Origin of the sequence: Venenivibrio stagnispumantis (assembly GCF_900182795.1) — a bacterium.
GTDB lineage: Bacteria > Aquificota > Aquificia > Aquificales > Hydrogenothermaceae > Venenivibrio > Venenivibrio stagnispumantis.
On the sequence record NZ_FXTX01000021.1, the window covers coordinates 15,831 to 27,809 of the forward strand.

13 protein-coding genes are annotated in these 11,979 nt (G+C 29.2%); 6 read left to right on the forward strand and 7 right to left on the reverse strand.

Annotated elements, in window-relative coordinates; all coding sequences use genetic code 11:
- The 5 genes from hemC to QOR43_RS07480 form a co-directional block, all read right to left on the reverse strand.
- On the reverse strand, positions 1-930 hold the full coding sequence (gene hemC / locus QOR43_RS07460; protein WP_265134368.1) for a hydroxymethylbilane synthase: 930 nt from the start codon (positions 928-930) through the stop codon (positions 1-3).
- Positions 931-939: 9 nt separating this feature from the next.
- A complete protein-coding gene (locus QOR43_RS07465) occupies positions 940-2,418 on the reverse strand; it encodes an ArnT family glycosyltransferase (protein WP_265134367.1) in 1,479 nt (492 codons plus the stop codon).
- Positions 2,419-2,452: 34 nt separating this feature from the next.
- Positions 2,453-2,644 carry a 50S ribosomal protein L28 gene (rpmB, locus tag QOR43_RS07470; RefSeq protein WP_265134366.1) on the reverse strand — a complete coding sequence of 64 codons (192 nt, stop codon included), beginning with the start codon at positions 2,642-2,644 and terminating at the stop codon, positions 2,453-2,455.
- A gap of 49 nt (positions 2,645-2,693) precedes the next feature.
- On the reverse strand, positions 2,694-4,100 hold the full coding sequence (locus QOR43_RS07475) for an FAD-binding oxidoreductase (RefSeq protein ID WP_265134365.1): 1,407 nt from the start codon (positions 4,098-4,100) through the stop codon (positions 2,694-2,696).
- Positions 4,101-4,175: 75 nt separating this feature from the next.
- Positions 4,176-5,234, reverse strand: coding sequence for a flagellar brake protein (locus QOR43_RS07480; RefSeq protein WP_265134364.1), 1,059 nt, complete (start codon positions 5,232-5,234; stop codon positions 4,176-4,178).
- Positions 5,235-5,438: 204 nt separating this feature from the next.
- Between QOR43_RS07480 and thrS the strand changes: the two genes are divergently transcribed.
- From thrS to QOR43_RS07510, 6 genes are all read left to right on the forward strand, one after another.
- Entirely contained in the window at positions 5,439-7,352 is a 1,914-nt protein-coding gene (gene thrS / locus QOR43_RS07485; RefSeq protein ID WP_265134363.1) for a threonine--tRNA ligase, read from the forward strand.
- On the forward strand, positions 7,349-7,897 hold the full coding sequence (gene ruvA, locus QOR43_RS07490; protein WP_265134362.1) for a Holliday junction branch migration protein RuvA: 549 nt from the start codon (positions 7,349-7,351) through the stop codon (positions 7,895-7,897). Before thrS ends, ruvA begins: the two co-directional genes overlap by 4 nt.
- Positions 7,894-8,385: a shikimate kinase gene (locus QOR43_RS07495; RefSeq protein WP_265134361.1), complete on the forward strand. Its 492-nt coding sequence runs from the start codon at positions 7,894-7,896 to the stop codon at positions 8,383-8,385. Before ruvA ends, QOR43_RS07495 begins: the two co-directional genes overlap by 4 nt.
- Positions 8,372-8,740, forward strand: a complete 369-nt coding sequence (gene acpS / locus QOR43_RS07500) for a holo-ACP synthase (protein ID WP_265134360.1) — start codon at positions 8,372-8,374, stop codon at positions 8,738-8,740. Before QOR43_RS07495 ends, acpS begins: the two co-directional genes overlap by 14 nt.
- 101 nt (positions 8,741-8,841) lie before the next feature.
- On the forward strand, positions 8,842-9,567 hold the full coding sequence (locus tag QOR43_RS07505) for a sigma-70 family RNA polymerase sigma factor (protein ID WP_265134359.1): 726 nt from the start codon (positions 8,842-8,844) through the stop codon (positions 9,565-9,567).
- Positions 9,557-10,042: a hypothetical protein gene (locus tag QOR43_RS07510; RefSeq protein WP_265134358.1), complete on the forward strand. Its 486-nt coding sequence runs from the start codon at positions 9,557-9,559 to the stop codon at positions 10,040-10,042. Before QOR43_RS07505 ends, QOR43_RS07510 begins: the two co-directional genes overlap by 11 nt.
- Here the strand turns inward: QOR43_RS07510 and QOR43_RS07515 are convergent.
- Both QOR43_RS07515 and gap read right to left on the reverse strand, forming a co-directional pair.
- Complete coding sequence (locus QOR43_RS07515; RefSeq protein WP_265134357.1) at positions 10,039-10,815, reverse strand: SDR family oxidoreductase; 777 nt, start codon at positions 10,813-10,815, stop codon at positions 10,039-10,041. The genes QOR43_RS07510 and QOR43_RS07515 overlap by 4 nt on opposite strands.
- Positions 10,816-10,837: 22 nt before the next feature.
- Positions 10,838-11,845, reverse strand: a complete 1,008-nt coding sequence (gene gap / locus QOR43_RS07520; RefSeq protein WP_265134356.1) for a type I glyceraldehyde-3-phosphate dehydrogenase — start codon at positions 11,843-11,845, stop codon at positions 10,838-10,840.
- Positions 11,846-11,979: the final 134 nt, after the last annotated feature.

The following is an 11,979-nucleotide window of genomic DNA, read 5'->3' on the forward strand; positions in this document are numbered from 1 at the left end:
TTAGCTACCTTTATATATCTCTTCCAATATCTGCTTACCACCAAGATTTAGTAATTTTTCTGCAAGATTAATACCAATTTCTACTGCTTGATTTACAGAGTTTTTAAAATCTTCTTCAATCTGTTCTTTAAAGTATCTTTTTCCTTCTAAATCTGATATAAATCCGGTGATAGATATTTTATTATCTTTTATTTCGCAATAAGCTCCAAGTGGAACTTGACAACCACCTTCAAGATGCTTTAAAAAAGCCCTTTCTGCTGATGCTCTAATATAGCTTTCTTGGTGATTTATTTTTTGAAGAATACCATTTATCTTTTTATAATCTTTTCTTGCTTCTATACCCAAAAATCCTTGTGCAACAGCCGGTATCATCTCTTGTGGAGAAAATATATATTTTACTTTTTCTTGTAATCCAAGTCTTTTTATACCTGCAAAAGCAAGAATTATTCCATCATATAAACCTTCTTGTAATTTTTTTATTCTTGTATCTACATTTCCTCTCAAATCTCTAATTTCTAAATCATCTCTTAAAATTTTTATTTGTGATTTTCTTCTTAAACTGCTTGTTCCAACTATATCAGAAGGTTTCATATAGCTTAAATTTTGATATTTTACAGAGAGAAAAGCATCTCTTGGGTCTTCTCTTTCCGGTATAGCTACAATATCAAGCCCCTCTGGAAGTGTTGTAGGAACATCTTTTAAAGAATGAACTGCTATATCTATTTTATCTTCAAGGATTGCTTCTTCTATCTCTTTAACAAATAATCCTTTACCACCTATTTTTGCAAGGGGAACATCTAAAATTTTATCTCCCTGAGTTGTTATCTTAATAATTTCAACTTCTGCACCAAGCTCTCTTAATCTCTCTGCAATATAATTTGCCTGCCATAAAGCTAACTGACTTTTTCTTGTCCCAATTCTAATTTTCATAAAAACTCCTCAATAAGAAGTTATAGGGTCTTCTTCCAGATGTTTAAAATTTTTAAGTATATAAATATAATAATCTTTTACAAATTTGCCCCTATATTTTACACTATAAATATAAGAATATTCTATATCTTCAAAAGCATTTTTTACTTTATCGGTAATTGGATGGTCTGCAACATATATCCCATAATACCCTTTATTTTCATACTTGGATATACCTTCCCATAAATCAAATTGGTTCATTCTTCTATCAACTCTAATGCAATACACATTTTTCCAATCTTTTGTATAAAAAGCAAGTTCAGAAGATATATGATAAGAATCTGAAAAAATGAAATATTTTTCTTTATTTTTAGATATGTTTTTAATATTTTCTCCAAGTTTTTCCCAGCCTACAAGCCTTTTTGTAGGGTCTTTTTCCGGTGGCAGTAATTTATTAAGAGGTGGAATATAATCTAAAATAGGAGTATAAAATAATATCAAAATAGACAATCCGGATAAAAATAAAGGTAAAAAGTAATATAATTTTTGCTTTATATTATTATAAATATAAGAAGCAGTCAAAATATATAAAGAGTAATATCCAAAAGCAGGCCAGTTTGGTTCTACATTTTTTTTTAAAGATATAATCAAAAATAAAAAGAATATAATTAAAGGATTAATAACAAGATAAAAATTCGTAGGATTTTTCCAATTTTTTAATGCTTTAAATATGGCAAAAATAAAAAAAGGAAATAAAAAAACAGAGTTAATACCTATCTGTCCTAAGATATAATCTCCTACATGTTTTAAGCTAAAACTTTTTTCTTCTACTCCTGCAAGTTTTCCTACATGTTTAAATGTAACAAAATCATTGGCTATATTCCAGTATATTACCGGTAATGTAAATAAGAATGCAATAAATAAAGATATATAAAACCATTTTTCTTTAAAAATCTCTCTTTTAAAAATAAATATAAATATCAAAGCTCCCGGTAAAAATAAAACCATAGAATATTTAGATAAAAATCCCAGTCCTGCAAAGATACCGGTTAATATCCAATCTCTTTTTTTATTTTCATTAAAAGCTTTATAAAAAAAGTATGTAGTTAATCCCCAAAATAAAGCCAGTGGTGTATCTGTTAAAAATATAATAGAAGCTATATCGTAAGCCGGTATAAAGTATATGAATAAAGAACTGAAAAAAGCTAATTTTTCATCTTTAAAAAGATATTTCGTAAAAAAAAAGGTAATTATAGCTAAAAGAAAACCTATTATAATTGCGTTTATTCTAACTGCTATCTCTGTATCTGATAAAATAGATGTGGATATAAAATTTAGATATGCTATAACCGGTGGTTTTGAGTAATAAGATAAATCAAGATGTTTTGACCAAAGCCAGTATTGAGCTTCTTCTGTTGATAAATCAATATCCCTATATATTACATATAATATCCGGATTATTAAAAAAGATAGATGGAAAATTAAAGTATATTTTAAATATTTATTCATAGATTGAAAAAGGGAGCCGAAAACTCCCTCTTTTTTAGATAACTTTTTTAACTTTACCTGCTTTTAAACATTTACTGCAAACATAAACTCTTTTAGCTGTTCCATTTTCTAAAACAACTTTAACTCTTCTTAGATTTGGTTTCCAAGTTCTTCTTTCTGTTGTTGCAGAGTGTGCAACTGTATTTCCAAATACTGTTTTTTTACCACATACATAACAAACTGCCATATTTTTGCCTCCAATAAAAATTTTTGAAAAAAATATTTTATCACAAAGTTTAATCTAAATCCATTTTACCCGGATTAATTAAATCTTTCGGGTCAAAAACTCTTTTTATCTTTCTCATTATATCCATCTCTACCGGTGAAAACTGCTTTCTCATAAATGGAGCTTTTGTTATACCAACTCCATGTTCTCCTGTTATAGAGCCACCATAACCAAGGGCAAGTTCAAACACTTCTTCAACTGCTTTTTCTGCCCTTGCAACTTCATCTGGGTCAAGTCCATTTATCATAAAGTTTGCATGAACATTACCATCTCCAATATGTCCGAAATTAACCATTTTCAGATTGTATTTTTTACCTATCTCTCTAAGTCTTGGAAGGGCTTCCGGTAGATAGCTTCTTGGGAAAACAATATCTTCATTTATTTTTGTTCTGTTTAATTTAGCTACTGCCGGAGATAATGCTCTTCTTGCTTCCCAGAGTTTTTCTGCTTCCTGATTTGTCTTTGCAATCTCTACTTTTGCTCCATTTTTCTCACATATTCTTGCAACTTCTAATATCTCATCTTCTATTGCTTTTGGATTTCCATCTACTTCTACTAATAATATAACTTCTGCATCTCTTGGCAATCCATAATGTCCAAAATCTTCAACTGCATTAATTGCAAGTTTATCCATAAATTCAAGGGCTGAAGGGGATATTCCGGCTTTAAATATATCTTTAACCGTCTGTCCTACAGAAGCTATATCCATATATATTGCTTTAACTGTTTTTTTGGCTTTTGGTTTTGGTATTAATTTTAAGGTTGCTTCTGTAAATATACCAAGTGTTCCTTCGCTTCCGATTAATAATCTGGTTAAATCATATCCGGCAACATCTTTTAATGTAGGTCTTCCTGTATGGATTATATCACCGGTATGAATAACTGTATTTAATTCCATTATATATTCCCTTGTTACTCCATATTTTACACATCTTGGGCCACCGGCATTTTCTGCAATATTCCCACCTATGGTGCAAAATTTATAACTTGCAGGGTCTGGTGGATAAAATAAACCTTTTTTCTCAACTGCTTGTTGTAATCTATAAGTTATTACTCCCGGTTGAACCCTTGCAATAGCATTATCTTCATCTATTTCCAATATTTTATCCATCATCTCAAAAGATATAAGCACACCACCTTTTACAGGAATAGAACCACCTGTATATCCTGAACCGGCTCCTCTTGGTGTTATAGGTATTCCTTCTTCATAACATATTTTAACTATTTTTTGAACTTCTTCCTCTGTTTGTGGTAAAACTACTACATCAGGTGGCATTTTTATCCTTGTAGCATCATAAGAATAAAGCATTTTATCTACTTCATCATCTAAAACCCTACCATCCCCGAGTATTCTTTTTAACTCTTTTTTTACATTATCCGGAACAGGTATTCTTTCGGTCTGTATAGCTTTAAACATGCAACACTCCTATAAAGATTTTTAGATACAAAATATTATAATGCTGGTTTTCCTAAAATCTATGATTTTTAATAACTATTCATTTTCTTCTTTAAGTAATTGTCTTAATTGAGTTTGTTTTTTTGTAATAAAATCAAAAATAAATTTTTGTTTTGCTTCTTTTATCTGGGTAAATTTAACTCCATAACAAAGAATATCTTCTTTTTCAAATATATTTACAATTTCAGCTTTTTCTAATATTTCTCTATTTTCTAACTCAAATTTAATATATACTTCTGTTTTTAAAGGAATTCTTTCTTTATTTTCCTCTGTTATGCAAAATTTGACACCACCAGGGCTAACATCCATAATTTTTCCACTTATCCATCCAATTATTTCTTTATTTTCTTCTTTTTTAGGTATTCCAAGTAATGCATCTAATTCTATTTCAAATCTTGGATATTCTCTTCTTTGATGTCTTTCTAAATCAAATGTATGAGGTAATTTTATAATTATTCTATCTCCTTGTTTTTCTATATCTTCAACAACCCCTTCAAAATTGTAAATTCCATCATTTTTTCTAATAAATGTAATTTTTACAGTATCACCTTTTTTTATATTAGCAATTGGGTCTAAAACTACCCAGTACATATATCTTTCATTTTTGTCATATAAAGCCACATTAAAATTTTTTAAATCTTGTGTTACAAGCTTTCCACCTTGAAATATCTCTATCTCTTTTGTAGTATTTAGCGGAATAAAATTAGGGATTGTATCAAAATTCAATTTCTTCCTTAAATCCTGTATTAATTCTTCATTAAAATTTGGATTTTCTTTTTCATATAAATCTATAACTTTTTCAAAAGGAGCTTTGAATTCTACAGAGAGGAAAGGGTCTCTTCCAAGTTTTAATGAATAATCCCATAATATATCTATCTGTTCGTCAGATAAATGTTTTTCTTTTAGATATTTTATAAATTTGGATTTTTTCCTAACTTCATTTAACTTTTTAGTTAGATAGGTAGTAGCAAATATCAGAATAATAATTAATAAAATAAGAAAAATAAGAAATAATATACCTTCTACATTTGTTTGTTCTAATTTTTGTGTAGCTGTTTTATAAGCTTCAATTACAGATTTTTGCTTTTCTTCCATAACTCCCTCATAAAAGTTTTATATAAAAATTATATCATTAATTAAATTAAAGAATAGAAGATAAATGAGTTTAAAATAAAAAATATCCCTTTACAGGGAGCCGGTATTTAGCATAAGTTAAATGCCAGCTATAAAAGGCTATCAGATATAGCTTATAATGTGTGATATAATTTTTATGTTTAATTAAGACAATAAGGAGTTAAAATGGCAGAGTTAATTTATAAAGATAAAAAATATACAATAAATATTGGAGAAAGATTAAAAGATATAATACAAAAAGAAGGATTAAAAGATATTATAGGTGCTGTATATGATAATCAAATAATAGATATCCATACACCTATAAAAACAGATGGAGTTTTAAAAGCAATTACCAAAAAAGATAAAGAAAGCTTAGAGATTTTAAGACATAGTTTAGCACATATTATGGCACAGGCATTAAAAAGATTATACGGAAATGAAAAGGTTCATCTTGGTATTGGTCCAACTACTGAAGTAGGATTTTATTACGATGTTGAAATAGAAGGAAAAAGAATTACAGAAGAAGACCTGCCGGTTATTGAAGAAGAGATGAAAAAAATAATAAAAGAAAATCTTCAAGTAGAAAGGGAAGAGATAAAAAGGGAAGAAGCTATAAAACTTTTTGAAAAAATGAGGGAGATATACAAAATAGAGATAATAAAGCATGATATACCGGAAAATGAAACAATATCTATTTATAAACAGGGAGAATTTATAGATTTATGCAGAGGCCCCCATATACCTTCAACAGGATTAGCCGGAGCATTTAAACTTATATCTGTTGCCGGAGCTTACTGGAAAGGAAAAGAAACAAACCCTATGCTACAAAGAATATACGGCGTGGCATTTTGGGAAGAAAAAGAGTTAAAACAATATCTTAATATGCTTGAAGAAGCAAAAAAAAGAGACCATAGAAAAATCGGAAAAGAGCTGGAACTGTTTATGATAGATGAAGAAGTAGGTGGTGGTCTTGCTATATGGCTTCCAAAAGGAGCTATTATAAGAAAAGAGATAGAAGATGATTGGAAAAAAGAGCATATTAAAAGAGGATATCAGCTTGTTTATACTCCTCATGTAGGAAAAGAAACTTTATGGCAAACAAGCGGACATGTTAATTATTACAGAGAAAATATGTTTCCGGAAATGTTTATAGAAGAAGAAGGATATTTTGTAAAACCTATGAACTGTCCATTTCATGTAGAGATATATAAATCTAAACAAAGAAGCTATAAAGAACTTCCTATAAAACTTGCAGAGCTTGGAACAGTTTATAGATATGAAAGAAGTGGTGTATTACACGGCTTAATGAGGGTTAGAGGATTTACCCAAGATGATGCCCATATAATATGTAGAGAAGACCAAGTAGAACAGCAGATAAAAGAAGTTTTAGAATTTGCAATAGATACATTAAAATCTTATGGATTTGAAGAATTTGAGGTTTATCTATCTACAAGACCGGAAAAATCAGTCGGTGATGATAAAATGTGGGAGATAGCTACAAACTCATTAAAAAAAGCAATAGAGTCGGTAGGATTAGATTATAAAATAGATGAAGGTGGTGGAGCATTTTATGGACCAAAGATAGATGTAAAAATAAAAGATTCCATAGGTAGAATGTGGCAATGCTCTACTATCCAGTTTGATTTTAATCTACCGGAAAGATTTGATATGTATTATATAGGAGAAGATAATCAAAAACACAGACCTTATATGGTTCATAGGGCAATATTTGGTTCAATAGAAAGATTTATAGGAGTATTACTTGAACATTATGCCGGATTATTACCTCTTTGGCTTGCACCGGTTCAGGTAGCCCTTATTCCAATTTCAGATGCCCATTTAGATTATGCAAAAATGGTTAAAGATAAACTACAAGAAGAAGGAATAAGAGTATATCTTGATGAAAGAAATGAAAGAATGAACAAAAAAATTAGAGATGCAGAAATTCAAAAAATACCTTATATGGCAGTTATTGGCGATAAAGAACTACAGGAAAATGCAGTTTCACTTAGAACAAAAAAAGATGGAAATCTCGGTATTATGAAAGTAGAAGATTTTATCAATTTACTTAAAGAAAAAATCAAATCAAAGCAATGATTGAGTATATAGAAGGAGAAGTTGTAGATTTTTATGATAATACGGTAATTTTTAATTTAAATGGTGTAGGCATAAAAGTTATAGTTCCTTCTAACTTACAGATACAAAAATATGCAAAGCTTTATACTTATCTTATTATTAAAGATGAAAATATAAATTTATATGGCTTTAATACAAAAGAAGATAGGGAAATTTTTAAAAAATTGTTATCTGTAAATAATGTAGGAGCAAAAGTTGCCATAAATATACTATCTCATTTTAAAACGGAAGATTTGGTTGATGTTATACAAAATGGAGATTATAAAACATTATCAATGGTTCACGGAGTAGGTAAAAAAACAGCCCAAAAAATAATTTTAGAATTAAAAGGCAAACTTGAGTTTTCCCGTAATAATCTTTATGAGGATTTAGTATCAGCTTTAATATCTTATGGATATGATAAAAATTTAGCAGAAAATATATCAAAAAAAGTATCAAATGAAAGTAAAACATTGCAAGAAGCATTAAAAAAAGCATTAACTCTTATAAAAGAGATAGAAAGATGAAAAATATATTTCTCATTGGATTTATGGGAAGTGGAAAATCAACCATAGGAAGATTGCTGGCAGAAAAATTAAATATGAAATTTATAGATATAGATAAAGAGATAGAAAAAAAAGAAGGAAAAAGTATAAAAGATATCTTTAAAGAAAAAGGAGAAAGTTATTTTAGAGAGCTTGAAAGAAAAGAGATAGAACTATTTAGCGAAAAATCCGGATATGTAGTTTCAACCGGTGGAGGACTGGGAGCAAACAAAGATAATATGGAAAAGATGAAAAAAAATGGCATAGTTATATGGCTTGATGTATCTTTGGAAGAAGTTTTAAAAAGATGTGGAAATGATAAAAACAGACCTTTATTACAACTACCTTTTGAAGAACTTAAAAAACTTTATGAAGAAAGAAAAAAAATTTACTCCCTTGCAGATATACATATAAATGTAAATTCAAAGACACCACAGGAGATTTTAAAAGAAATTTATGAAAATTTATAGTGGTATAGATATAGTAGAAAATAAAAGAATAGAAGCAGTTTTTAATAAATATAAAGATAAATTTTTAAAAAAAATCTATACAGAAAGAGAGATTAATTATTGTAAAAATAAAACTACATTTATAGAATGCTTATCTGCAAGATTTGCCTGTAAAGAAGCAGTTATAAAAGCATTTTTTTCTGCTTTTGGAAAAAGATTATCTTTTTTGGATATAGAGATAATAGGAGAAAAAAACAGACCTGCAACCGTAATACTGCACCAACCGATAAATACAGAAAAAACATTTAATATCAATATTTCCATCTCCCATGAAAAAAATTATTCAGTAGCAATAGCTATCATTTATATGCAGTAAATTTACTGCACCAATATGTATTATTCTTTGCTAAAATCTGTTTTTTATAATTGGCATAAAAATTGCCTATATCTTTATTGAATATGTGCGGAGGGTGTGCAATGCAGGTATCAAAATTAGATAGAAATCAAATTATTATGGAATATCTTCCAAAGATAAATTTTATAGTAAAGAGTTTAAAACATCAAAATTTACCACCATCTATAACAGAGGAAGATTTATTTCAAATAGGAGTTTTAGGTTTAATAGATGCTATTAATAAATTTGATGAATCTAAGAATGTAAAATTTAGCAGTTATGCAGAGATAAGAATAAGAGGACAGATTTTAGATGCCCTTAGAAATCTGGATTATCTGCCAAGAACAATAAGAAGAAAAATGAAAAATATTGAAAATGCAATATCTACAATAGAAGCAGAGAAAAAAAGAGAGGCAACCACAGAAGAAATAGCCCAATATCTTGGAATGGATGAAGAAGAATATATAAAATATGCTAAGAATACATTTGATAATATGCTTATATCTTTAGATGCAGATATTGATGAAGATGATGAAGAAAAAGGAAAATTATGGCAGATTATTGCAATATCAGATGATACACCGGATAGATATATTGAAGAAAAAGAGTTAAAGATTATATTATCTGATATAATAAAAAATGAACTTGACGAAAAGGAAAAAATTCTGATATCTTTATATTATTATGAAGAGTTAACAATGAAGGAGATAGGAGAAGTGCTTGGTATATCAGAAAGCAGGGTATCCCAAATACATACAAAGGCTATGTTAAAATTAAGAAAAGCTCTGGAGAGATATTTTGAAAAATAAAGATATGAATTTCATATTAGCAGATGTTGAAAATTTTATTTTTTTTCAGCAAAGAAAGGTGGATAAAATTCTTTCTAAGAAAGAAATTCTTTCAAAAGAGGAAAGTATCTTAATTTATTCCCATTTTTCAGATAGCTTACATAAAATAGCGAATCTATTTAGAGATTTAGAGCATATTAAAGATGAAAATGTTTTAAAAGATATATCTGCAATATCAATGCATGTTTTAGCTTGGATAATTTTTACATTTCCAAGCATAGAGCTTGAATCTCCTTTATTTGCAGAAAATTATAAAATAGAAGAAAAGGATATTTTAGATTTTTTAGCCGAGAAGCTAATATTGATAGAAGATTTATCAGATAATATCTTTTCTTTAAAAGAGGAAAGCCGCCATATCTATAACTCAATAGATAAGGCAGCTTCTTTATTTGGATTTTTAGCTTCTGTGATGAAAAAAAATATAATAGAGAATTAACGGCCTCTAACCAAGGATAAACCGCCATCTACAACGATTGTTTGTCCCTGTATCCATCTTGCATCAGGTGTGCATAAAAATCCTACAACACCGGCTATATCTTCAGGTGTTCCCATTCTTCCAAGTGGAGTAAGTTTTATAGTTCCTTCTTTAACTTCTTCATAATTTGGAAATAACTGAATAGCCTCCGTATCTATCGGACCACCGGAAACAACATTTACATTTATTCCCATAGGACCAACTTCAACTGCTAAATATCTTGCCAATGCTTCAAGGGCAGCTTTTGCAGAGCCATGTATCGCATAATTTGGCATATAATCTCTTGTTCCGGTTGAGGATATTGCAATAATTTTTCCTTCTCTTCCTTCCATAAGCTTAACGGCTCTTTGTGAAGACCATATAAAACCAAAAGTTGTTATGTTATATATTCTAAGAGTTCCTTTTTCTTTTAATCTTAAAAATGGAGCAAATCCTCCAACTACCTCTCTACCGGAAGCCACAGCATTACTTACAAATATATCAAGATAACCAAATTTTTGTTCTATCTCATCAAAAACCCTATCTATCTCTTCTTTTACTCCGAAATCTCCTTGAATTATATAAGATTTTCTTCCCATATTTTCTATTTCTTTGGCTACTTCTTCTGCTTTCTCTTTGTTTTTATAGTAGTTTATAATAATATCTGCACCCATAGAAGCAAGTTTTAATGCTATTGCTCTTCCTATGCCTCTACTTGCTCCTGTTATAAAAGCTAACTTCCCTTGTAGAACCATTTATTTACCCCTCTAATTTATTTTATAATCCTTTTGAAACTATATAATTAACTAAATCTCTCAATCTATTAGAATAACCCCATTCGTTATCATACCAAGAGGCAACATGAACTAAAGTTCCACCTATTACCTGTGTAAGTCCGGCATCAAATATAGATGAAGCAGGATTGCCTATAATATCTACTGAAACGATAGGGTCTTCACAATAAGCAAGTATTCCTTTCATCTCTCCTTCTGCATATTTTTTCATAGCATTGTTTACTTCTTCTATTGATGTTTCTTTTTCTACAACAACTGTTAAATCTATTAAAGAACCATCAGGTGTTGGAACTCTTCTGGCTGTTCCATCAAGTTTTCCTTTAACTTCCGGTATAACTTCTCCGAGGGCTTTTGCAGCACCGGTAGTAGTAGGAATTATACTAACTGCAGCAGCCCTTGCTCTTCTTAAATCTTTATGTGGTAAATCAAGTATTCTTTGGTCATTTGTGTAAGCATGGGTTGTTACCATATATCCGTATTTTATACCAAACTCCTTTTGTAATACCTTAACAACCGGAGCTAAAGCATTTGTTGTGCAAGAAGCATTTGAGATAATATTATGGTTCTTAGGGTCATAATTTTCTTGATTTACACCTAAAACTATTGTTATATCAGGATTTTTTGCCGGAGCAGATATGATTACTTTTTTTGCACCGGCTTTAAGATGTTTTTCAGCTCCTTCTCTATTTGTAAATACACCTGTTGATTCTATAACTATATCTACTCCTAAATCTTTCCAAGGAAGTTGTTCCGGTTCTTTTATAGCAGTTATTTTTATTTCTTTTCCATCTACAACTATAGAGTTTTCTTTTGCCTGAACTTCACCTTCATATATTCCATGGACAGAGTCATATTTCAAAAGATGAGCTAAAGTTTTTGCATCTGTAAGGTCATTTATTGCTACAATCTCTATATTTTTTTCCCCTCTACAAGCCCTTAAAAAATTTCTTCCAATTCTACCAAATCCATTAATTGCAACTTTAACAGCCATTTTTATTTCCTCCTAAAAATTTTTACAAATATTATAACATTTTATTCAATTGACACTAAATCTAATAAGTCGTATAATTTTTTAATAAAAAAGAGGGATTTTAAAAATGGTTAGAGTTTTTTTAAAAGATGGCA